Genomic DNA, 22,043 nt, shown 5'->3' with positions numbered 1-22,043 from the left:
GGGCGCTTGAAAAAGTGATGGAACCCTCGGGCATTTCTTGTATAGGTATTGTGGATATTCTCTGCTGGAAGGCGCTGGGCATTCTAACTTGTCAAAACCTTATCCACATGCTGCGCTGCACATGGAAAGGCCCGCAAATCCAGTCGAAGATTGTTCCGGCGGCCAATGTTTGCGATAATTGCGGGTTTCCCTGAAAAGCCTTCACAGCGTCTTTCGGGGGCCATCCGAAACTCGCTCCCCCAGCGCTCGCCGGGTTTTTGCATGCCTTCATGCGGAAACCGGCGCAAACAGGGAATCAGGAAACCATCATGAAACGCACTTACCAAGCATCCAAAGTCCGCCGCGCCCGTACCCACGGCTTTCTGGTCCGCATGAAGACCCGTGGCGGCCGCGCCGTGATCAACGCACGCCGCGCCAAGGGCCGCAAGCGCCTGGCCGTCTGACGGCACCCCACCTGCCGTTGTCAGCCGCCGACACGTCCGCGCAGGCTCCTGCAGCCTCTGCGCCTGGCCCCGCCAGCAGCGACGTCCGCGGCCCGGCTTCCTTGCAGCGGCTCAAGACCCGCGCGCAATTCCAGGCCGTCCTCGCAGGTGCCACCGTGGCGCGCACTGCCCATTTCGCATTGCACCGCTGTGCGCTCGATGTTTCCCCATCGGGCGCCGCTTCGCTGTTTCCGTCCGATGAGGTCTGGCTGGGCGCCATGGTGCCCAAGCGCTGGGCACGCCGCGCGGTGACGCGCAACGCCATCAAGCGCCAGATCTACGCCGTGAGCGCCGCGCCCGGCGTCGTGTTGCCGCGTGCCGCGCACGTGGTGCGTCTGCGCGCCGGTTTCGATCGCAAGGCGTTCGTGAGCGCCTCCTCGGACAAGCTCAAGGCCGCCGTGCGCGCCGAGCTCCAGCAATTGCTGGCGCGCGCCGGACGTCCGCCGGCACCGGCTGCCGCCTCCCCCGCTCCTGCTTCCGCATGAAACGCCTGCTGATCGGCCTCGTGAAGGGCTACCGCCTGCTGCTGAGCCCCTGGCTCGGGCAGTCGTGCCGCTTCACGCCGACCTGCTCCGTGTATTCGATCGAGGCGCTGGAAGTGCACGGCGCGCTCAAGGGCAGCTATCTGACTTTGCACCGCATCGCGCGCTGCCAGCCCTGGTGCCAGGGCGGCCACGATCCGGTTCCACCGAAATCACAGCGTCGCACTGACAAGTCAGGATCGCTGTTTTCGTCTCTTCTCTCCTCCGACAAGAAGTCTTCGTCATGAACGATATCCGCCGCACGATTCTGTGGGTGATTTTTGGTTTCTCGCTCGTGCTGCTGTGGGACCAATGGCAGGTCTTCAACGGCAACAAGCCGACCTTCCTGCCGTCGACCAAGCCCGCCGCCACGGCGCCGGCCACGGGCAGCGCGGCCAACAACGGCGTGCCGACCGCGGCTGCCGCAGCCGGCGGCACCGCGGGCGCCGTGCCCACGCAGGCGGCCCCGGCCGCGCCGCGCGAGCAGGTCGTGGTGACCTCCGACCTGTTCAAGGCGACGATCGACAGCGAAGGCGCCACGGTCAACCACCTCGAACTGCTCAAGTACGACGAAGCCGACCGCACCAAGCGCGTCGTGCTGTTCGAGAACGGCTCGCCCGCCACGCGTTACGTGGCGCAGACCGGCCTGCTGAACCCCGTCGTCGGCGACGCCTTCCCCAACCACCTGACGGCCATGACGCCCAAGGCCGGTCCGCGCGCGATGGCCGACGGCCAGAACACGCTCGAGGTGAGCTTCGAAAGCGCCCCGGTCGGCGGCCTGAAGTACATCAAGACCTACGTGTTCAAGCGTGACGACTACGTCATCGGCGTGCGCCACGAAGTGGTCAACGTGAGCGACCAGCCGCGCGACGCGCAGCTGTACATGCAGCTGCTGCGCCACGGCACCGTGGCCGCCGGCACCATGTTCGGCACCAACACCTTCACCGGCCCGGCCGCGTACACCAACGAGAAGAAGTTCCACAAGCTCGACTTCAAGGACATCGCCAAGGGCAAGGTCGAGCCGCCGCCGCCGGCCAACGACGGCTGGATCGCGATGGTGCAGCACTACTTCGCGTCGGCCTGGCTGCTCAAGGGCGACCCGGCCAGCGAACAGCTGCGTCGCGAATTCCGCGTGAAGGACCTGGGCGACAACCTCTTCACCGTCGCCATGGTGGCCACGCTGCCGAAGATCGCCCCGGGCGCCACGCAGGTCGTGAACAGCGCGCTGTTCGCCGGCCCCGAAGAAGAAAAGAAGCTCGAAGCCATCGCCCCCGGCCTGGACCTGGTGAAGGACTACGGCATCTTCGCGATCATCTCCAAGCCGCTGTACTGGCTGCTCACCCAACTGCACGGCATCCTGGGCAACTGGGGCTGGGCGATCGTGGCGCTGGTGGTGCTGCTGAAGGCGGCCTTCTACTGGCTCAACGCCAAGGCCTACGCCAGCATGGCCAAGATGAAGGCCATCAACCCCAAGATCATGGAAATGCGCGAGCGGCTGAAGGACAAGCCGCAAGAGATGCAGCAGGAGATGATGCGGATCTACAAGACCGAGAAGGTCAATCCGATGGGCGGCTGCTTCCCCATCGTGATCCAGATTCCGGTGTTCATCGCGCTGTACTGGGTGCTGCTGTCGTCGGTTGAAATGCGCCACGCCCCGTGGATCGGCTGGATCACCGACCTGTCGGCACCCGATCCCTGGTACATCCTGCCGATCGTCATGACGGCCACCTCGCTGTTCCAGACCTGGCTCAACCCGACGCCGCCCGATCCGATGCAGGCCAAGCTGATGTGGATCATGCCGCTCGCGTTCAGCGTGATGTTCATCTTCTTCCCGGCCGGCCTGGTGCTGTACTGGATCACGAACAACGTGCTGTCGATCGCGCAGCAGTGGTTCATCAACAAGCGGCTGGGCGTGCTGGGCAAATAAGCCAGCCGGCCTCCGCCACCCGCAAAGGGCCGCATCCGCGGCCCTTTGCTTTTTGCTGAAAGAATCGCGCTGTCATGACCCTCGCCCGCACCTCCGATCCCATCGTCGCCATCGCCACCGCCCCGGGGCGCGGGGCGGTCGGCATCGTTCGCGTGTCGGGCGCCCGGCTGGCGCCGCTGGTCCAGGCGCTGTGCGCCCGCGCCCTCAAGCCGCGCGAAGCCACCTACCTGCCCTTTCGCGATGCGCAGGGCGAGCCGGTCGACCACGGCCTGGCGATTCATTTCCCGACGCCGCATTCCTACACCGGCGAAGACGTGCTCGAACTGCAGGCGCACGGCGGCCCGGTCGTGCTGCAGCTGTTGCTGTCGCGCTGCCTCGAGGCCGCGGCCGAAATCGATCTGGCCACCGGCCGCCCGCGCCTGCCCGGCCTGCGCGTGGCCGAGCCGGGCGAGTTCAGCCAGCGCGCCTTTCTCAACGGCAAGATCGACCTGGCCCAGGCCGAGGCCATCGCCGACCTGATCGACGCCAGCACCGAGGCGGCCGCGCGCAGCGCCGGGCGCTCGCTGTCGGGCGCCTTCTCGCGCGAGATCCACACGCTGCGCGACGCGCTGATCCACCTGCGCATGCTGGTCGAGGCCACGCTCGATTTCCCCGAGGAAGAAATCGACTTCCTCCAGAAAGCCGACGCGACCGGCCAGCTGCAACGGCTGCAGGCGCAGCTGGCTGCCGTGCAGCAGCGCGCCAAACAAGGCGCGTTGCTGCGCGAAGGCATCAAGGTGGTGATCGCGGGCCAGCCCAATGCGGGCAAGAGCTCGCTGCTGAACGCATTGGCCGGCGCCGAGCTGGCCATCGTGAGCGCCATCGCGGGCACCACGCGCGACGTGGTCTCGCAGACCATCCAGATCCACGGCGTGCCGCTGCATGTGGCCGACACCGCCGGCCTGCGCGACAGCACCGACGAGGTCGAGCAGATCGGCGTGGCGCGCGCTTGGGGGCAGATCGAAAGCGCCGACGCCGTGCTGTTCCTGCACGACCTGACGCGCGCCGGCCAGCCCGACTACGCCGCCGCCGACGCCGAGATCCTGGCCGGCCTGCGGCGCAAGCTGCCGGCGAGCGTGCCGGTGCTCGATGTGTGGAACAAGCAGGACGCGGCGGCTTCGGCCGCGCCACCGTCCGAAGGCATTGCGCTGTCGGCCAAGACCGGTGCGGGCATCGAGGCGCTGCGCGACCAGCTGTTGGCGATGGCCGGCTGGCAGGCCGTGCCCGAGGGTGTCTACCTGGCACGCGCGCGCCACGTGCAGGCGCTGGCCCGCGTCGAGACGCACCTCGCGCTGGCCGCCGCCCACCTGGCGGCGCAGGCGCAGCTGCTCGACCTGCTGGCCGAGGAGCTGCGGCTGGCGCAGAACGCGCTCAACGAGATCACGGGCGAGTTCGGCGCGGACGACCTGCTGGGGGTCATCTTTTCGCGCTTCTGTATCGGGAAATAGCGACACATGCGTGCGCTTCGCCGGTGAAAGCGTAAACAGTTGTAGCCGAACCTCGGGGCCTTCGCGGATACTTCGGATCACTTGCGGGGGTCGAGAAAAACATGTCCATCCAGAACCTGAGCCGCTCCATCGCGGAGAACCTGAGCGCCGACGCGTTCGCGCTGACCTTGAGCGTCGCGCAGTGGGACACGCTCGCGGGTTATCTGCAGCCCATCGAAACCGCCATCGGCGACGTGCTGATCTCGCAGGGCACGCACGACCGCTCGGTGTTCTTCGTCGAAAGCGGCGCCATCAGCGTGCATCGCGTCAGCAGCAAGGAGCAGATGCGCCTGGCCGTGCTGTCGCCGGGCTCGGTGGTGGGCGAAGGCTCGTTCTTCTCGCGCGAGCCGCATGCGGCCAACGTGGTGGTCACCGGCGCGGGGCGCGTGTGGCGCCTCACGGCCGTGCGGTTCTCCGAGATGTCGAACCGCCAGCCCAACATGGCGCTGGACATCGCGATGGCGCTCGGCGCCGTGATCGCCAAGCGCATGGCGCACCGCTCCAAGCGGGTGGCCGTCACCTGAGCCTTTCGGCTCGCCGCGCGCTGCCAGCCGCCGCACAACAACAAGAACAAGTCTTCGTTTCCGATCCTGAGAATTGCTGGTGAGCCATGGCCTTGATCTGCCCGGTCTGTGACGCGGACAACCGCGAGGGTGCCAATTTCTGCAGGAACTGCGGCGGCCGGCTGTCGGCCGCCGACCGCGTGCCGCCCCCGGCGCCCAGTCCTTCCGACCGTGAATGGGCCACCACCGCGCCGGCCCAGCTGCGCGCGCCGACCATTCCCGCGCCGCTGTTCGATCCTGCCGAGTCGAAGCGCGCGTCGTCGCAGGCGTCCAGTGGCTGGAGGCCCGAGCCGCCACCCCCACCGCCGCCGCCAGCGGATGAAAAGACCGTGATCGTCGCGCCGGGGCGCGGGGGTGCCGCATCGTCCTTGCCTCCGTCCCCCCGAGCAGATCGGCCAAAGACGCGGATCAAGGTCAAGCGCATCAAGCCGCCCGAACCGGTGCTGCGCCCGCGCGGCATCGGGCTGTGGCTGGGGCTGCTCGCGGTCGCGCTGCTGCTGGTGGTCGCGGGCTGGCTGGGCTACGGGACCGGCAGCAAGGCGCCCGAGCCGGCCGTGGCACCGCCTCCTGTCGTAGCGCCGGCTCCCGCCGCGACGCCGCCGGCGGTCGAAGCACCGCCTGTCGCGACCGAGCCTGCGCCGCCCGTGGCCGAAGCGCCACCCGCGGAAGCGGTCGCCGAGCCGGCGGAAGCCGCACCCAAGCCCGCGCCCGTCGCGAAGCCGCGCAAGCCTGTGACACCTCCCCTACCGACGCCGCAGATCCCAGCCGCTGCGGCGCCCGTGGCGGCTGCACCGGCCCCTGCGCCCGCGACACCGGCTCCACCGGCCGACCCGCAGGCCCAATGCGGAGACCGCAACTTCATCGCCAAGGCGCAATGCATGGCGGCCCAGTGCGTGAAGCCCGAGTACAGGTCGCACGCACAGTGCGAAGCGGTGCGCCGTCAGCAGCGCATCGAAGAAGAAAAGCGCAACCCGTCGCTCTTGAACTGAGCCCGCGCCGGCGGCCTCAGCCCTTTTGCAGCCGCTCGATGGCAATCGCCAGCGCGGCGGGCTTGCCCGACAGCACGAGGGTGTCGCCGTCCGACAGCAGCGTGTCGTCGGCCGGCACGCGCGCCTGGCCGTCCTGGCGGCGCAGGCTGGCCACCCGCACGCCCAGCGTCGGCAGCGCAATCCGTCCGAGCGTCTGGCCGATGGCGCGTGCGCCCGGCGTGAGCGTGAAGCTGTTCAGGCGCTCGTGGTCGATCTCGTCGGCGTTGTCGTCGTCGGCGCCGTGGAAGTAGCCGCGCAGCAGGTTGTAGCGCGCGTCGCGCTGGTCCTGCACCACGCGGATCACGCGCCGCATCGGCACGCCGACCAGCGCCAGCGCATGGCTCGCGAGCATCAGCGACCCCTCGATGGCCTCGGGCACCACCTCGGTCGCGCCGGCGGCCTGCAGCTTCTCGAGGTCGTGGTCGTCCTGGGTGCGCACGATCACCGGCACGTGCGGCGCGTGGGCGCGGGTGTTGGCCAGCACCTTCATCGCGCCGCCCACGTCCAGGTAGGTGACGACCACCGCGCTGGCGCGCGCCAGGCCCGCGGCCATCAATGCTTGCAGCCGCGCCGCGTCGCCGAACACCACCGAATCGCCGGCCGCGGCGGCCTGGCGCACGCGGTCGGGGTCCAGGTCGAGCGCCATGTAGGGAATGCCTTCGCGCTCCAGGATGCGCGCCAGGTTCTGGCCGCAGCGCCCGTAGCCGCAGATGATCACGTGCTGCGCGGTGTTGATGGTCTTGCGCGCGATGCTCGTCATCTGCAGCGACTGCTGCAGCCAGTCGCTGGCCACCAGCTTTCGCACGATGGCGTTGCTGTACATGATGATGAAGGGCGTGGCCAGCATCGACAGCACCATCGACGCCAGCACCGGGTTGGCCAGCCACGGCGGCAGCAGATTGCGGTCCTGCGCGAGCGCCAGCAGCACGAAGCCGAACTCGCCGGCCTGCGCCAGGTACAGGCCGGTGCGCAGCGACACGCCCGAGGTCGCGCCCAGCACCCGCGCCAGCACCGTCACCAGCCCCAGCTTGAACAGCAGCGGCACCAGCAGCAGCACGGCCACCAGCAGCCAGCGCTCGACCACGATGTGCCAGTCGAGCGACATGCCGACGGTGATGAAGAACAGCCCCAGCAGCACGTCGTGGAAGGGGCGGATGTCGGTCTCGACCTGGTGCTTGTATTCGGTCTCCGACACCAGCATGCCGGCGATGAAGGCGCCCAGCGCCAGGCTCAGGCCGGCCAGCTCGGTGAGCCAGGCCAGGCCCAGCGTGATCAGCAGCACGTTCAGGATGAACAGCTCCTCGCTGCGGCGCCGCGCCACCAGCGTGAGCCACCAGCGCATGATGCGCGGCCCGCCGTACAGCAGCACGCCGATGAGGAAGGTGGCCTTCACCAGCGCGAAGCCCAGCGCCTTGGCCAGCGCCTCGGGCGGCGCGCCCAGGGCGGGAATCAGCACCAGCAGCGGCACCACGGCCAGATCCTGGAACAGCAGCACGCCCATCACGCGCTTGCCGTGTTCGCTCTCCAGTTCGAGCCGCTCGGCCATCAGCTTGACCACGATGGCGGTGCTGCTCATGGTGAGCGCGCTCGACAGCGCCAGCGTGGTCTGCCACCCCAGCTGCCAGGCTGGCGGCAGCTGCGTGGCGATCAGCAGCGCGCCGGCCGTGGCCAGCGCCATGGTCAGCAGCACCTGCGCCATGCCCAGCCCGAACACGTGCTTGCGCATGGCGCGCAGCTTGGGCAGGCTGAACTCGAGCCCGATCACGAACATCAGGAACACCACGCCGAACTCGCCCAGGTGGCGAATGCCTTCGGAGTTCTGCGCCAGCGCCAGCGCATGCGGGCCGATCAGCACGCCGGCCGTCAGGTAGCCGAGCATCGGCGGCAGCTTGAGCGACCGGCAGGCCACCACGCCGATCACCGCGGCCAACAGATACAACAGCGTGAGATCGAACGAAGACATAGGCGCCGATGCTAGAGCAATGTCCGTGCCCCGGGCTTCCCCGGGCCATGTGATCGCCGACCGCGCCCGCCTCGTAAAATCCGGCGATGAGCTCCCGCCCCGCCCCGACCCACGTGGTCGACCCCGACGCCATCCTGGCCCGGGCACGCGTCACATTCGACATCGAAGCCGAAGCCGTCCTCGGCCTGAAGGCCCGCGTCGGTCCGAGTTTTGTCGAGGCCGTGCGCAAGATCCTCGAAGTGCGCGGCCGCGTGGTCGTGATGGGCATGGGCAAGAGCGGCCATGTCGGCCGCAAGATCGCCGCCACCCTCGCCTCCACCGGCACGCCCGCGATGTTCGTGCACCCGGCCGAGGCCAGCCACGGCGACCTCGGCATGATCAAGTCGGTCGACCTCGTGCTGGCCATCTCCAACAGCGGCGAGGTCGACGAACTCACCGTGCTGCTGCCGGTGGTCAAGCGCCAGGGCGTGCCCCTGATCGCCATGACCGGCCGCCCCGACTCCACCCTCGCGCGCCATGCCGACATCGTGATCGACGCCGGCGTCGCCAAGGAAGCCTGCCCGCTGAACCTCGCGCCCACCGCGAGCACCACCGCGCAGATCGCCATGGGCGACGCGCTGGCCGTGGCCCTGCTCGACGCGCGCGGCTTCGGCTCCGAAGATTTCGCGCGCTCGCACCCCGGCGGTGCGCTGGGCCGCAAGCTGCTCACGCACGTGAGCGACGTCATGCGCTCGGGCGAGGAGGTGCCGTGCGTGCCGCCGACGGCCACCGTCAGCGAGCTGATGCGTGCGATGAGCATCAAGGGCTTCGGCGCTGCCGCGGTGGTCGAGCCCGACGGCCGGGCGCTGGGCATCTTCACCGACGGCGACCTGCGCCGCCTGATCGAGGCCGGCGCCGACCTGCGCACGCCCAAGGCGGCCGACATCATGCACCGCGACCCGCGCACCATCCGCGTCGACGCGCTGGCGGTGGAGGCGGCCGAACTCATGGAGCAATGCGGCATCACCCGCCTGTTCGTGATCGACGGCGCGGGGGTGATCGTCGGCGCGGTGAACACCAACGACCTGATGCGCGCGAAGGTCATCTGATGCCGCTTGATTTCCAGGCCGAGACCCTGCTGGCCGCGCAAGACGTGCGCATCGTCTTCTTCGACATCGACGGCGTGCTGACCGACGGCGGCGTGTACTTCACCGAGCACGGCGAGACGCTCAAGCGCTTCAGCATCCTCGACGGCTACGGCCTCAAGCTGCTGCGCAAGGCCGGCATCACGCCGGCCGTGATCACCGGGCGCGACTCCAAGCCGCTGCGCGTGCGGCTCGAGGCGCTGGGCATCGAGCACGTGCGCTACGGCACCGAAGACAAGCTGCCCGCCGCCGAGGCCATGCTGAAGCAGCTCGGCTTCACCTGGGCGCAGGCCGCCGCCATCGGCGACGACTGGCCCGACCTGCCCGTGCTGACCCGCGTCGGCTTCGCGGCGGCGCCGGCCAACGCGCACACCGAGGTGCGCGCGGTGGCGCGCTACGTCACCACCGCGCGTGGCGGTGAAGGCGCGGCACGCGAATTCTGCGACCTGCTGTTGACGGCCTGCGGCCAGTACCGCCCGCTGCTCGACGCTGCCCTGGGTCCCCGACCATGAGCCCGCAGCTGCGACGCGCCTGGCACCTCACGCGCGATGTGCTCGACCGCACCACCATCTACCTGCCGATCATCCTGATGGCGGGCGTGGCGCTGGGCACCTACTGGCTGGTGCGCAATGCGCCCAAGCTGCTGGAGCCCACCGTCAAGGCGGCGCCCACGCACGAGCCCGACTACTTCATGCGGGACTTCGTCATCAAGAACTTCCTGCCCAACGGCGACCTGCGCAGCGAGCTGCACGGCACCGAGGGGCGGCACTACCCGGACACCGACACCATCGAGGTCGACCAGGTGCGCATGCGCTCGGTGTCGCCCGAGGGGCTGGTCACGCGCTCGTCGGCGAACCGGGGGCTGTCGAATTCCGACGGCAGCGAGATCCAGCTGTTCGGCAATGCGATCGTGATCCGCGAACCGACGGTCAGCGCCAGCGGCAAGGCCACGCCGCGGCTGGAGTTCCGCGGCGAGTTCCTGCATGCGTTCCTCGACACCGAGAAGGTGCAGTCGAACAAGCCGGTCACGCTCATCCGCGGCAGCGACCAGTTCACGGGCGATACGCTCGACTACGACAACCTGAGCGGCGTGGCCAACCTCACGGGCCGCGTGCGCGGCGTGCTGGTGCCGTCGGCCGCCGCGGGCAAGCCGCGCTGAGCGGCTGCCACACAAGAACAAGTTCCCGGGAGACGATCCACGCATGACCACCGCCGCACCGCTCGTCTTCATCACCGGCGCCTCCAGCGGCATCGGCCAGGCGCTGGCCGCGTGTTTCTACGACGCCGGCTACCGGCTGGCGCTGGTCGCGCGGCGCACGGGCGAGATCGAAACCTGGGCGGCGGGCCGCCAGCTGGACGCGGGCCGCTACCAGGTCTACGGCGCCGACGTGGCCGACACCGACAGCATCGTGGCCGCCGGCACCGACTGCATCGCGCGCCAGGGCGTGCCCGACGTGGTGATCGCCAACGCCGGCATCAGCATCGGCATCGACACGGCCGAGCGTTCGGACCTCGACGTGCTGGCGCGCACCTTCGCCGTCAACAACGTGGGGCTGGCCGCCACCTTTCATCCCTTCGTGCAGGCCATGGTGCAGCGCGGCAGCGGGCGGCTCGTGGGCATCGGCAGCGTCGCCGCCATCCGCGGGCTGCCGGGGCACGGCGCCTACTGCGCGAGCAAGGCGGGCGTGGTCGCGTACTGCGAGAGCCTGCGCGGGGAACTGCACAACAGCGGGGTGAAGGTCGTCACGCTCTGCCCGGGCTACATCGACACGCCGCTGACGCAGGGCAACCGCTACGGCATGCCCTTTCTCATGCAGCCCGAGGACTTCGCGGCCCAGGCGCTGCGCGCCATCGAGGCCGGCACGAGCTACCGCGTGATTCCCTGGCAGATGGGCGTGGTCGCCAAGGTCATGCGCTTGTTGCCCAATGCCGTGCTCGACCGCGCGGTGCAGGGCCGGGCGCGCAAGAAGCGCAGCGGCGAAGCCTGAGCTTCATTGCCGATTGCACAGCGGGCACCGCGCGCAGGCAAAGAAAAAGGCTCCCGAGGGAGCCTTTTGTGTTTGTGTGCCGTGAGGCATGCGAAGGAGTGAACGGGGTTCAGTACCCACCGTTGCCGCCGCCGCCGTAGCCGCCACCGCCGCTGCGACCACCGCCGCCGCCACGGGGACCTGCGCCGTAGGGGCTGCGGAAACCGCCATCGCCACCACCGCCGCCGCCACCCGAACGACCACCACCGCCGCCGTAGCCGCCGCCACCGCCGGAACGGCCACCGCCGCCACCACCGTAGCCGCCACCACCGCCGCCGCCGTAGCCACCGCCACCACCGCCGCCATAACCACCACCGCCGCCGCCGTAGCCGCCGCCACCGCTGCGGGGGGGACGTGCTTCCATGGGACGTGCTTCGTTGACGACCACGCTGCGGCCGCCCAGGGGTTGGCCGTTCATGCCGTTGATGGCGGCCTGTGCTTCCGCGTCACTGCCCATCTCGACGAAGCCGAAGCCCTTCGAGCGACCCGTGTCGCGCTCCATCATGACCTTGGCGCTGGTCACTGCGCCGAACTGGCCGAAGGCCTGCTCGAGATCACCGTCGCGCACCGAGTAAGGCAGGTTGCCGACGTAGAGTTTGTTGCCCATCAAGGGACTCCTATAAACACATCAAGAAAAGCGATGGAGTCCCGAAAGCATCACTCAAACGAGAGCCGCCGAGCCGCGCGAAACTGACCGATCACCGAATTGCTCCCGCCCAAAATCAAGAGGGATGCTCGTGCATTATGGGTGAAATATCAAAAAAGCAAGCAGGAATTTGCGTCTTGAGGTAGCACCTTTCGAAACTAGTAGAAGTTAGCGCACGCCTACCTGTTTGAGCCGGGGGAATTGACGATGCGGCTACAATTCGCCGGTCATTGGGGAGTAGCCGCCTTCCGCATACGAGAAGGGCCCGCGTCAACAGACTTGTCCTTGCCCCACGAGGACATGGCGCGTGCAGTGAACACACCTGGCGAGACCTTTGACCGCACAACTTCGGGAATATGGCCGAAGGTGTTGTGCGGTCAATTGCGTCCTTCGGCCCAAGGAACCCCACATCCATCATGGAAGCTTTTCTCGTTGCAACGGGCGTGGTCGCGCTCGCCGAAATGGGCGACAAGACCCAACTCCTGGCCCTTTTGCTGGCCGCGCGCTTCAGGAAACCCTGGCCGATCGTGTTCGGCATCTTTGTCGCCACGGTCATCAACCACGCGCTGGCCGGCGCGGTCGGCAACTACATCACGCGCTGGCTCGGCCCCGAGGTGCTGCGCTGGATCCTGGGCGGCTCGTTCATCGCCATGGCCGTCTGGATGCTGATTCCCGACAAGCTCGATGAAGACGACGCCCCTGGCGTCTCGAAGTTCGGCGTCTTCGGCACCACGGTGATCGCCTTCTTCCTGGCCGAGATGGGCGACAAGACCCAGATCGCCACCGTCATGCTGGCCGCCCGCTTCACGCAGGACTACGCCTGGGTCGTCGTCGGCACCACGCTGGGCATGATGCTGGCCAATGCGCCGGTCGTGTGGCTGGGCGACAAGATCGTGCGGCGCGTGCCGATCAAGCTGGTGCACGGCATCTCGGCGGCGATCTTCCTGGTGCTGGGCGTCGTGATGATCGTCGGCTGGTAGCAGGAAAAAGTCACGGGGCTATACTTGCCCTGCGCCGATTTGCTTCAGCTTGCGGGCGCTTTATAAATTCTGCTAAAGACGGCTGCCGAACCCGGCTCGTTTTTGGCGAGGCCGGGTTTTTTCATTCATGTCGTCGTCACCTTTGGTCGTCACCCCGCAGTCGATGCAGTTCGCAGGCCCGCTGGCCCTGCGCAGCGGCGCCTCGATCAGCGGCTACACGCTCGCCTACGAAACCTACGGCACCCTCAATGCCGAGCGCAGCAATGCGGTGCTGGTGTGCCATGCGCTCAACGCCTCGCACCACGTCGCGGGCGTGTACGAGGGCCAGGCCCGCTCCGAGGGCTGGTGGGACAACATGGTGGGCCCGGGCAAGCCGCTGGACACCGACCGCTTCTTCGTGATCGGCGTCAACAACCTCGGCTCCTGCTTCGGCTCGACCGGTCCGATGCACGTGAACCCCGCCAACGGCCGCGTCTACGGCGCCGATTTCCCGGTGGTCACGGTCGAAGACTGGGTCGACGCCCAGGCGGCGCTGCTCGATGCGCTCGGCATCCGCACGCTCGCGGCCGTGATGGGCGGCAGCCTCGGCGGCATGCAGGCGCTGTCGTGGACGCTGCAGTACCCCGATCGCGTGCGGCATGCCGTGGTGGTGGCCAGCGCGCCCAACCTCACGGCCGAGAACATCGCCTTCAACGAGGTGGCACGCCGCGCCATCGTGACCGACCCCGACTTCCACGGCGGCCACTTCTACGAATACGGCGTGATCCCCAAGCGCGGCCTGCGCATCGCCCGCATGATCGGCCACATCACCTACCTGAGCGACGACGTGATGAACGCCAAGTTCGGGCGCATCCTGCGCAGCGCCGTCGAGGGCGAGGTGGCGGGGCTCGACTACCGCTATTCCACGCAGGACATCGAGTTCCAGATCGAAAGCTACCTGCGCTACCAGGGCGACAAGTTCAGCGAGTACTTCGACGCCAACACCTACCTGCTGATCACCCGCGCGCTCGACTACTTCGACCCTGCGCGCCACCACGGCGGCCAGCTCAGCACCGCGCTCGCGCAGGCCACGGCCAAGTTCCTGCTCGTGAGCTTCAAGACCGACTGGCGCTTCTCGCCCGCGCGCAGCCGCGAGATCGTGAAGGCGCTGCTCGACAACCGCCGCAACGTGAGCTACGCCGAGATCGACGCGCCGCACGGCCACGACGCCTTCCTGCTCGACGACGTGCGCTACATGGGCGTGGTGCGCTCGTACTTCGAACGCGTCGCCAAGGAATTCCAATGAGCGACCTTGCACACCAACGACTGATTGCACAGCTTGTGCCCCAAGGCTCGCGCGTGCTCGACCTGGGCTGCGGCGACGGCGCCCTGCTCGACCTGCTGCAGCGCGAGCGCGGCTGCACCGGCTACGGCGTGGAGATCGCCGACGGCAACGTGCTGCAGTGCATCCGCCGCGGCGTCGACGTGATCCAGCTGAACCTCGACGAAGGCCTGGCGATGTTCGACGACGCCACCTTCGACGTGGTGCTGCAGATCGACACGCTGCAGCACCTGCGCAATGCCGAGGTCATGTTGCGCGAGACCGCGCGCGTGGGCCGCTTCGGCATCGTCGCCTTTCCCAATTTTGCGCACTGGCCCAACCGCCTGAGCGTGGCGCGCGGGCGCATGCCCGTGACGCGCCGCCTGCCCTACCAGTGGTACGACACGCCCAACATCCGCGTCGGCACCTACAAGGACTTCGAGGTGCTGGCCGGCAAGAACAACCTGCGCGTGCTCGACGCCTTCGGCCTGCAGAACGGGCGCGACGTGCGCTGGCTGCCCAACGCGCGCGCCAGCACGGCGGTCTTCAAGTTCGAGCGGGGCGGCTGAGCACGCCGCCCCTGCACCGCACGGACATCGGGTCGGAATGAGCTTCACGCTCGCGCAGCCGGTTCACAGCGACCTGCTCATCAAGAAAAGCCGCTTCATCGGCTGCGTGCAACCGGTGCCCGACCGCGCGGCCGCGCTGGCGGTGGTCGCCTCGCTGCGCGCCGAACATCCGGGTGCCGCGCACGTGTGCTGGGCGCTGATGGCCGGCGGCCAGTCGGCCGCGAACGACGACGGCGAGCCCGGCGGCACGGCCGGGCGCCCCATGCTCGAGGTGCTGCGCCATCAGCAGGTGGAAGGCGCGCTTGCCACCGTGGTGCGCTACTTCGGCGGCGTGAAGCTCGGTGCCGGCGGCCTCGTGCGGGCCTACACCGATGCCGTGGCGCAGGCGCTGCTCGGCGCCACGCTGGTGCCGCTCGTGCGCCAGCGCCATCTGCAGTGCGCCGTGCCCTACGCGCTCGAGGGGCTGGTGCGGCGCGAGCTGGCCGCCATCGGCGCGGTGCTGGAAGACGTGCAGCACGGCGACGACGTGCGCTTTGCCTTCGCGCTGCCCGCACCCGAGGCCGATGCCTTCATCGCGCGCCTCGACGATGCTGCGCAAGGGCGCGTCGTCTGGCCGACGGCGTGAGCCGCTTCGCCGGCGCCTTGCCTGAAGCCGGCTCCGCCGCCAGCGCGAGCACGCCACGCGAGGCCAGTGCGATCGGCTCCGCCAGGTCGTCGTCGACGCCGCGCCGCGTCATCTCGGCCGTGACGATGCCGGTGGGTACCGCCAGCACGCCCCAGCCCAGCAGCATCATCACGGAGGCGATCGCGCGGCCCAGGTCGGTCTTGGGCACGAGGTCGCCGAAGCCGACCGTGGCCATGGTGGAGATCGCCCAGTAGATCGCCACCGGAATGCTGGTGAAGCCGTGCGTCGGGCCTTCGACCACATACATCAGCGTGCCCATCACCAGCACCACGAGCATCACGAAGCCGACGAACACCGTGATCTTGCGGCGGCTCGATGCCACCGCCGACACCAGCGCGCGGTACTCCACCGAATAGCGCGACAGCTTGAAGATGCGGAACACGCGCAGCAGCCGCAGGATGCGCACGTCGATCAGGTACGCCAGCTCGGGCGCGAAGGCCACGAGAAAGGTCGGCAGCAATGCCAGCAGGTCGATCACGCCGTAGAAGCTCAGCGCGTAGCGCAGCGGCTTGTTCACGCAGCACAGCCGCGCGATGTACTCCAGCGTGAAGAGAATCGTGAACACCCATTCGAGGGCATTGAACAGAGGCCGCCACTGGTCGCGGATCGACTGCACGCTGTCCAGGATGACGACCAGCACGCTCATCACGATCACCGCGATCAGCGTCAGGTCGAACCACAGGCCGGCGGGGGTGTCGGCCTCGAAGATCACGGTGAACAGCGTGCGCCGCCAGCCGCGCGCGGGCTTGTCGAACCGCGAGTCGGTGGCGGCGGGCGTGGACAGGGCTTCGATGTTCGGTCGGATCAGGCGGGTCATGCGGGGCATTGTCAGGGGCCTCGGGCGACTTATTCAGTTACGCTTATTGCGCAATGAAGTGCCGCATGCCGTGAGTGCGTTCTTACGATAGTCCCCTTTCTTGAGGAGCTCCCCATTGGCCACACAGTCCCCCTTTTTCGGCAAGCGTGATCGTGACACCGACTCGCTGACGTCCCGTCCCGCACCGCTGGTTGGTTCGGGCACCAATCTCTCGGGCACTCCCGTCAATCCCTCCTCGTTGACCGCACAGGCCGGCCTGGCCCCGGCGGCTGCGCCTGCTGCCAAGGAAGGCGGCAGCAAGCTCACCGTCGGCCCGAACATCAAGCTCAAGGGCGTCGAGATCACCGATTGCGACACGCTCGTGGTCGAAGGCCTGGTCGAGGCGACGATGGATTCGCGCCTGATGCAGATCGCCGAACAGGGCGAGTTCAAGGGCTCGGCCGAGATCGACATCGCCGAGATCCGCGGCGTGTTCGACGGCAACCTCACCGTGCGCGAGAAGCTCGTCATCCACTCGACCGGCAAGGTCACCGGCAAGATCCGCTACGGCAAGATCGTGATCGAAGAAGGCGGCCAGCTGTCGGGCGAGATCAGCTTCGGCGCCAAGCCGTCGCTGCAGGCCGCCGCCTGAGGCGCCTGACGCGCCCGGTCTGACGACCGTCGATCAGGGCGCTTTCTTTTTCGGTGGGGCCTTTTTGGCCGCCGGCTTCGGCTTGTCCGCGGCGGCCATTGCTGCGTCTGCAGCCGGCGGCGCCCACCCCAGGCGCTGCAGCAAGGCACCGGCCGCGGCCGGTGCTCTCTCCTTGGCGCCGTTGATGAAATACACGAACACGTCGCGCGCCTTCGGCGTCGTGGTCCAGCCTTGCGCGCGCGCGGCCCAGGTGTCCAGCGCCTTGGGCGCGTAGCCGGTCGCGAGCGACGCGTCGGCCATCATGAGCCGCGCATAGGCGACGTCGCCTTCGGGCTCCTCGAACGATGGAAACTTGTCCGCGTCGGTGAACACGGTCGACACCTTGTGCTTCTTCGCGAGCGCCTTGTAGGCGGGCGTGATGAAGCTCTCGTGGCGCACGTCCATCACGTGACGCAGCACGCGGCTGCCTTCCTTCTTGGGCAGCAGCTCCAGGAATGCCTCGAAGTCTTCCGCATCGAACTGCTTGGTCGGCATGAACTGCCAGACGATCGGCCCGAGCTTGTCGCCCAGCTCGGCCACGCCGCTGTCGATGAAGCGCTGGATCGACTCGCCCGCGGTCGCCAGCACCTTGCGGTTGGTGGTGAAGCGCGAGGCCTTCATCGAGAACATGAAGTCGTCGGGCGTGTCGTCGCGCCACTTGCGGAAGGTCTCGGGCTTGAAGGTGCTGTAGTAGGTGCCGTTGATCTCGATGGCGCTGACCTGCCGGCTGGCGTGGTTCAACTCCTTCGCGTGGGCCAGGCCCTTCGGGTAGAAGTTGTCGCGCCAGGGCTCGTAGGTCCAGCCTCCTATCCCGACCTTGATCCGCGTCGATGTTGCCTTGCTCACATTGCGCTCCGGGTTTTGAGATCGCCCGCACTCTACGCGCGCTCGCCGCGAGGCGCAAAATGCGTTTTTTCGTCCCCGCGGAGAATCCCCCGATGAACGCCCCCCTGCACCGTGAAATGCCCGCCGGCACGCTCGACGCGACGCGCGCCCTCTCTGATGTCACCGCCCGATGGGACGGCGACATCGTCAAGCAACTCACCGACTACATCGCCATTCCCGCCAAGTCGCCCGGCTTCGACAAGGACTGGTCGGCCAACGGCTACCTGGAGACCGTGCTGCGCAACGCCGCGGCCTGGGTCGAGGCGCAGAAGGTCGAGGGCCTGAAGCTGGAGATCGTGCGCCTGGAAGGCCGCACGCCGGTGCTGTTCTTTGAAGTGCCGGCCACCGGTACGAACATGACCGAGACCGTGCTCATGTACGGCCACCTCGACAAGCAACCCGAATTCACCGGCTGGCGCAACGACCTCGGCCCGTGGACGCCCAAGTACGAGAACGGCCTGCTCTACGGCCGCGGCGGCGCCGACGACGGCTACGCCGTGTATGCCAGCGTGGCCGCGCTGCAGGCGCTCAAGGCCCAGGGCGTGGCGCACCCGCGCATCGTCGGCCTCATCGAGACCTGCGAGGAAAGCGGCTCCTACGACCTGCTGCCCTACGTCGACGCGCTGCGTCCGCGCCTGGGCGAAGTCGAGCTGGTGATCTGCCTGGATTCGGGCGCCGGCAACTACGACCAGCTGTGGCTCACGACCTCGCTGCGCGGCATGGCCAGCGGCACGCTCAAGGTCGAGGTGCTGACCGAGGGCATCCACTCGGGCGACGCCTCCGGCCTCGTGCCCTCGAGCTTCCGCATCATGCGGCAGGTGCTCGACCGCCTCGAAGACAGCGCCACCGGCCGCCTGCTGCCCGCCAGCTTCCATTGCGAAGTGCCGGCCGACCGGCTAGCGCAGGCCAAGGCCACCGCCGCCATCCTCGGCGACGAGGTCTACAAGCGCTTCCCGTGGGCGCACTACGACTGCGGCGGCTCGACCATGTTCGCGCTGCCGACCACCACCGACCCGGTCGAGGCGCTGCTCAACCGCACCTGGAAGCCCACGCTGTCGGTCACCGGCGCCGAAGGCTTCCCGGCCCTGAAGGACGCGGGCAACGTGCTGCGCCCCTACACCGCCTTCAAGCTCTCGCTGCGCCTGCCCCCGCTGGTCGATGCGGCCGAGACGGTGCAAAAGCTCAAGGCCCTGCTCGAGGACAACGCGCCCTACCAGGCGCGCGTCACCTTCGAAAGCGGCGGCGGCGCCACCGGCTGGAACGCGCCCACCATCACGCCGTGGTTCGAGGACGCGCTCAACAAGGCCTCGCGTGCACACTTCGGCGCCTCCTGCGGCTACATCGGCCAGGGCGGCACGATCCCGCTGATGAACATGCTGAGCGCCGGTTTCCCGACGGCGCAGATGATGGTCTGCGGCGTGCTGGGCCCGAAGAGCAACGCGCACGGCCCCAACGAGTTCCTGCACGTGCCCTACGCCAAGAAGCTGACGGCCGCCGTGGCCGAGGTCATCGCCGCCCTGCCCGTCGCGCACCGCGCCGCGGCTGCGGAGCCGGTGGCCGCTTGAGCGCCGCGCCGGGCCGCCCCAGGCCAGCTCGCTCCCGCCTAGCGGGAAGGCGCGCAGCGCCAAGGGTGCACCCATGAGCGACGCGCTGCCCCTGCCGCACCGCGTGTCGCTGTCCACGCCGGACGGCGAGACGCTGGCGCTGCGGCGGCTGCCCGCTGCGGGCACGCCCCGCGCCGTGGTGGTCGTGGTGCACGGGCTGGGCGAGCACGCGGGGCGCTACCACGGCCTGGCCAAGCAGCTGCACGGCTGGGGCTTCGCGGTCTGGGCGCACGACCATCACGGGCACGGCGAATCCACCGGCGCGCGCGGCGGCCTGCCCAGCGAGCTGCGGCTGGTCGACGACCTGGCGCTGGTGATCGACGACGCGCGCCGCGAGAACCCCGGCGTGCCGCTGGTGCTGCTGGGCCACAGCCTGGGCGGCCTGGTCGCCGCGAGCCTGGTGGCGCGCGGCGTGCGGCCGGTCGATGCGCTGGTGCTGTCGTCGCCGGGGCTCGACCCGGGGCTGAACGGTTTCCAGAAGATGCTGCTGGCGGTGCTGCCGCGCATCGCGCCCAACCTGCGCGTGGGCAACGGGCTCGACGACAACTACCTCTCGCACGACCCGGTGGTGGTGCAGGCCTACCGCGACGATCCGCTCACGCACGACCGCATCGGCAGCCGGCTGGCGCGTTTTCTCGCCTACGAAGGTGCCACGGTGCAGCAGCACGCGGCGCGCTGGCCGGTGCCCACGCTGCTGATCTACGCGGGCGACGACCGGCTCGTGCGGCCGGCAGCGAGCCGCGCCTTCGCGGCCGCCGCGGCGCCCAGCGGCAACGTCGAGGCGAAGTGCTTCGACGCGCTGTACCACGAGCTCTTCAACGAACTCGATGCGGAGCCCGTCTTCGACACGCTGCAGCGCTGGCTCGACCGGCGGTTTCCAGCGGCGGCTGTCTCCGCGCGCGTGGCCTGAGGCTCAGGCCTTGGCCACCGGCGCGCGCCGGCGTTGCGTCTGCGCGAGCCAGAGCAGCGCGGCACCGGTCAGGGCCACCGGCACCAGCGAGCCGTAGTTCAACAGCTGCCAGCCCTGCGTGGTCACCAATACGCCCGAGGCGAACGAGGTCAGCGCCAGCGTCGCGAACACGCAGAAGTTGAGCGCGCCCTGGGCCCGGTCGCGCTCCTCGGCGGTGTAGGCCGTGAGCGAGAGCGTCGTGCTGCCGGTGAACAGGAAATTCCAGCCCACGCCCAGCAGAAACAGCGCGACCAGGAAGTGGTGCAGGTCCACGCCCGACAGCGCCACCACGATGCAGCCGAGGTTGAGCGCCAGCCCCACCCCCATCACCGGCAGCGCGCCGAAACGGCGGATCAGGTGGCCGGTGAAGAAGCCCGGCGCGAACATGCCGATCACGTGCCACTCGAGCACCAGCGCCGCGTCGGAAAACGGCAGGCTGCAGATCTGCATTGCGATGGGCGTGGCGGCCATCAGCAGGTTCATCACGCCGTAGCTCAGCGCGCCCGCGGCGGCCGACACGATGAACACGGGCTGGCGCATGATCTCGCCCAGCGGCCTGCCGCCGCCGGCTTCCTTGCGGGTCGGCGAGGGCGGGAATTCGATGAAATGCATCACCGCCATCGAGAGCAGCGCCACCGCCGCCAGCGCGATGTAGGCGCCGGCGAAGGGCACGGAGAGCGCTTCGCGCGTGAGGGTCGCCAGGTTCGGCCCCGCCACCGCGCCGATCAGGCCGCCGGCCATCACCATCGACACGGCCTTCTCGCGCCAGGCCGGCAGTGCCAGCTCGGCTGCCGCGAAACGGTAGAGCCCGGCGTTGGCGTTGTAGTAGCCGGCGACCACGGTGGCGAAGCACAGCAGCCAGAAGTTCTTCGAGGACGCTGCGTAGGCGCACAGCAGCGCCGAGCCGACCGCCACCGCCAGCCCGATCTGGAACGAACCGCGACGGCCGAAGCGCTGCTGCGTGCGCGCCACCAGCCCCGTGCTCAGCGCGCCGCCCACCACGTAGCCCATCACCGGCAGCGTGGCCATCCAGCCCTGCGGCGCGATGCCCAGGCCCACGAGACCGTTGATGGCGATGAAGGTGACGTTGTTGGTCAGGAGCAGGCCCTGGCAGATGGCCAGGAGCCACAGATTGCGATTCATGGGGCGCGGTTCTACGCGATTGGGCGGCGAAGGCAAGGCGCCGGCCAAAAAAAAGCGCCCTCGCGGGCGCCGGAATTCTGAGAATGAAATTCGCCGGGTGGCAGGTCAGGTCGGCTTGTTGCCTTGCAGCAGACCGCTGAGCGAGCCCAGCAGGTCGTCCTGGTTGCCGAGGCCTTGCTCGGGCACCTTGCCCTGCGGCGTGAGCTGGTTGATGAGGGCCGGCAGCATGGTGGCCAGCATCGGCAGCAGCATTTGTGCGTTGATGCCGAGTTTGGAAGCGATGGCGGCGATCGTGTCGCCGCCCAGCGCGTTCTGCAACTGATCGCCCGACACCGGCTTGTTTTCACCGTTGCCGATCCACGAGCCGATCACGTCGCCCATGCCCGCCTGCTCGAATTTCGAGACCATGCCGCCGAGGCCGCCCTGCCCGCCGTTGTTGGCAAGCAGGCCGCCCAGGGCGCCGGCGAGGCTTCCGAGATCTCCCAATCCCCCGAGGCCACCGCCTTGCGGTTGCTGCTGCTGTGCAGCGCCTCCTAGCACCTGACCGAGTACCGAATCGAGCAACCCCATGACCATTCCTTGGTGTGTGACAGAAACGCTCACATTTTCCAATGTGGCGACCCGCTTGCCGAAA

At 68.6% G+C, this 22,043-nt stretch carries 24 protein-coding genes and 1 riboswitch; of the genes, 18 read left to right on the top strand and 6 right to left on the bottom strand.

Annotated features, from left to right (window positions below; genetic code table 11):
* Positions 1-308 precede the first annotated feature (308 nt).
* The 7 genes from rpmH (at position 309) to ACAM42_RS33715 (ending at position 6,008) form a co-directional block, all read left to right on the top strand.
* Positions 309-443, top strand: coding sequence for a 50S ribosomal protein L34 (rpmH, locus tag ACAM42_RS33745; protein ID WP_007834827.1), 135 nt, complete (start codon positions 309-311; stop codon positions 441-443).
* 101 nt (positions 444-544) lie between these two features.
* On the top strand, positions 545-967 hold the full coding sequence (locus ACAM42_RS33740; RefSeq protein ID WP_062480416.1) for a ribonuclease P protein component: 423 nt from the start codon (positions 545-547) through the stop codon (positions 965-967).
* Positions 964-1,251, top strand: a complete 288-nt coding sequence (gene yidD / locus ACAM42_RS33735) for a membrane protein insertion efficiency factor YidD (RefSeq protein WP_056574909.1) — start codon at positions 964-966, stop codon at positions 1,249-1,251. The genes ACAM42_RS33740 and yidD overlap by 4 nt, the downstream gene beginning before the upstream one ends.
* Positions 1,248-2,930, top strand: coding sequence for a membrane protein insertase YidC (yidC, locus tag ACAM42_RS33730; protein ID WP_369630739.1), 1,683 nt, complete (start codon positions 1,248-1,250; stop codon positions 2,928-2,930). The genes yidD and yidC overlap by 4 nt, the downstream gene beginning before the upstream one ends.
* 74 nt (positions 2,931-3,004) lie before the next feature.
* A complete protein-coding gene (mnmE, locus tag ACAM42_RS33725; protein ID WP_369630738.1) occupies positions 3,005-4,417 on the top strand; it encodes a tRNA uridine-5-carboxymethylaminomethyl(34) synthesis GTPase MnmE in 1,413 nt (470 codons plus the stop codon).
* A 101-nt stretch (positions 4,418-4,518) separates the two neighbouring features.
* Complete coding sequence (locus ACAM42_RS33720) at positions 4,519-4,980, top strand: Crp/Fnr family transcriptional regulator (RefSeq protein WP_070063366.1); 462 nt, start codon at positions 4,519-4,521, stop codon at positions 4,978-4,980.
* Between the two features lie 86 nt (positions 4,981-5,066).
* Positions 5,067-6,008: a zinc ribbon domain-containing protein gene (locus tag ACAM42_RS33715; RefSeq protein WP_369630737.1), complete on the top strand. Its 942-nt coding sequence runs from the start codon at positions 5,067-5,069 to the stop codon at positions 6,006-6,008.
* A 16-nt stretch (positions 6,009-6,024) separates the two neighbouring features.
* On the opposite strand, the gene ACAM42_RS33710 is transcribed toward ACAM42_RS33715, so the two are convergent.
* Positions 6,025-8,010, bottom strand: a complete 1,986-nt coding sequence (locus ACAM42_RS33710; RefSeq protein WP_307638461.1) for a monovalent cation:proton antiporter family protein — start codon at positions 8,008-8,010, stop codon at positions 6,025-6,027.
* 86 nt (positions 8,011-8,096) lie between these two features.
* Between ACAM42_RS33710 and ACAM42_RS33705 the strand changes: the two genes are divergently transcribed.
* Genes ACAM42_RS33705 through ACAM42_RS33690 form a run of 4 tightly spaced genes read left to right on the top strand, consistent with a single transcriptional unit; the run spans position 8,097 to position 11,122 of the window.
* Positions 8,097-9,098: an SIS domain-containing protein gene (locus tag ACAM42_RS33705; protein ID WP_369630736.1), complete on the top strand. Its 1,002-nt coding sequence runs from the start codon at positions 8,097-8,099 to the stop codon at positions 9,096-9,098.
* Entirely contained in the window at positions 9,098-9,646 is a 549-nt protein-coding gene (locus tag ACAM42_RS33700; protein ID WP_369630735.1) for a KdsC family phosphatase, read from the top strand. Before ACAM42_RS33705 ends, ACAM42_RS33700 begins: the two co-directional genes overlap by 1 nt.
* Positions 9,643-10,293, top strand: coding sequence for an LPS export ABC transporter periplasmic protein LptC (lptC, locus tag ACAM42_RS33695; RefSeq protein ID WP_369630734.1), 651 nt, complete (start codon positions 9,643-9,645; stop codon positions 10,291-10,293). The genes ACAM42_RS33700 and lptC overlap by 4 nt, the downstream gene beginning before the upstream one ends.
* A gap of 43 nt (positions 10,294-10,336) precedes the next feature.
* A complete protein-coding gene (locus ACAM42_RS33690) occupies positions 10,337-11,122 on the top strand; it encodes an SDR family oxidoreductase (RefSeq protein WP_095948396.1) in 786 nt (261 codons plus the stop codon).
* Between the two features lie 109 nt (positions 11,123-11,231).
* Here the strand turns inward: ACAM42_RS33690 and ACAM42_RS33685 are convergent, their stop codons facing one another.
* Entirely contained in the window at positions 11,232-11,768 is a 537-nt protein-coding gene (locus ACAM42_RS33685; protein ID WP_070063360.1) for an RNA-binding protein, read from the bottom strand.
* Positions 11,769-12,027: 259 nt separating this feature from the next.
* A riboswitch (yybP-ykoY riboswitch) is annotated at positions 12,028-12,206 on the top strand.
* Between the two features lie 17 nt (positions 12,207-12,223).
* On the opposite strand from ACAM42_RS33685, the gene ACAM42_RS33680 reads away from it, so the two are divergent.
* The 4 genes from ACAM42_RS33680 (at position 12,224) to ACAM42_RS33665 (ending at position 15,281) form a co-directional block, all read left to right on the top strand.
* Positions 12,224-12,787 (top strand): TMEM165/GDT1 family protein, encoded by a 564-nt coding sequence (locus ACAM42_RS33680; protein WP_062473609.1) that lies wholly within the window; start codon positions 12,224-12,226, stop codon positions 12,785-12,787.
* Between the two features lie 127 nt (positions 12,788-12,914).
* On the top strand, positions 12,915-14,072 hold the full coding sequence (locus tag ACAM42_RS33675; protein WP_369630733.1) for a homoserine O-acetyltransferase: 1,158 nt from the start codon (positions 12,915-12,917) through the stop codon (positions 14,070-14,072).
* Entirely contained in the window at positions 14,069-14,656 is a 588-nt protein-coding gene (gene metW / locus ACAM42_RS33670; protein WP_070063357.1) for a methionine biosynthesis protein MetW, read from the top strand. Before ACAM42_RS33675 ends, metW begins: the two co-directional genes overlap by 4 nt.
* Positions 14,657-14,693: 37 nt before the next feature.
* On the top strand, positions 14,694-15,281 hold the full coding sequence (locus ACAM42_RS33665; RefSeq protein WP_095747369.1) for a YigZ family protein: 588 nt from the start codon (positions 14,694-14,696) through the stop codon (positions 15,279-15,281).
* Here the strand turns inward: ACAM42_RS33665 and ACAM42_RS33660 are convergent.
* Entirely contained in the window at positions 15,226-16,158 is a 933-nt protein-coding gene (locus ACAM42_RS33660) for an ion transporter (RefSeq protein ID WP_159279256.1), read from the bottom strand. The two genes, ACAM42_RS33665 and ACAM42_RS33660, sit on opposite strands and share 56 nt — an antisense overlap.
* 115 nt (positions 16,159-16,273) lie before the next feature.
* On the opposite strand from ACAM42_RS33660, the gene ACAM42_RS33655 reads away from it, so the two are divergent.
* Entirely contained in the window at positions 16,274-16,789 is a 516-nt protein-coding gene (locus ACAM42_RS33655; RefSeq protein WP_062473600.1) for a polymer-forming cytoskeletal protein, read from the top strand.
* Between the two features lie 33 nt (positions 16,790-16,822).
* Here ACAM42_RS33655 and ACAM42_RS33650 read toward each other — a convergent pair whose 3' ends face one another.
* Positions 16,823-17,674, bottom strand: a complete 852-nt coding sequence (locus tag ACAM42_RS33650; protein ID WP_369630732.1) for a DUF72 domain-containing protein — start codon at positions 17,672-17,674, stop codon at positions 16,823-16,825.
* Between the two features lie 92 nt (positions 17,675-17,766).
* Here ACAM42_RS33650 and ACAM42_RS33645 point away from each other — a divergent pair, with 92 nt between their 5' ends.
* On the top strand, positions 17,767-19,278 hold the full coding sequence (locus ACAM42_RS33645; RefSeq protein ID WP_062473598.1) for a M20 family metallopeptidase: 1,512 nt from the start codon (positions 17,767-17,769) through the stop codon (positions 19,276-19,278).
* A gap of 73 nt (positions 19,279-19,351) precedes the next feature.
* Positions 19,352-20,227, top strand: coding sequence for a lysophospholipase (locus ACAM42_RS33640; RefSeq protein ID WP_369630731.1), 876 nt, complete (start codon positions 19,352-19,354; stop codon positions 20,225-20,227).
* A 3-nt stretch (positions 20,228-20,230) separates the two neighbouring features.
* Here the strand turns inward: ACAM42_RS33640 and ACAM42_RS33635 are convergent, their stop codons facing one another.
* Together ACAM42_RS33635 and ACAM42_RS33630 are read right to left on the bottom strand one after the other, a co-directional pair.
* On the bottom strand, positions 20,231-21,409 hold the full coding sequence (locus ACAM42_RS33635) for an MFS transporter (protein ID WP_369630730.1): 1,179 nt from the start codon (positions 21,407-21,409) through the stop codon (positions 20,231-20,233).
* Between the two features lie 105 nt (positions 21,410-21,514).
* Positions 21,515-21,979 (bottom strand): YidB family protein, encoded by a 465-nt coding sequence (locus ACAM42_RS33630; RefSeq protein WP_095948391.1) that lies wholly within the window; start codon positions 21,977-21,979, stop codon positions 21,515-21,517.
* Positions 21,980-22,043: the final 64 nt, after the last annotated feature.

This window comes from Variovorax sp. V35 (genome assembly GCF_041154465.1).
Classification (GTDB): Bacteria; Pseudomonadota; Gammaproteobacteria; order Burkholderiales; family Burkholderiaceae_C; genus Variovorax; species Variovorax boronicumulans.
Note: the sequence above shows the minus strand (reverse complement) of the source record. Positions and strands in the feature narration are given on the sequence as shown.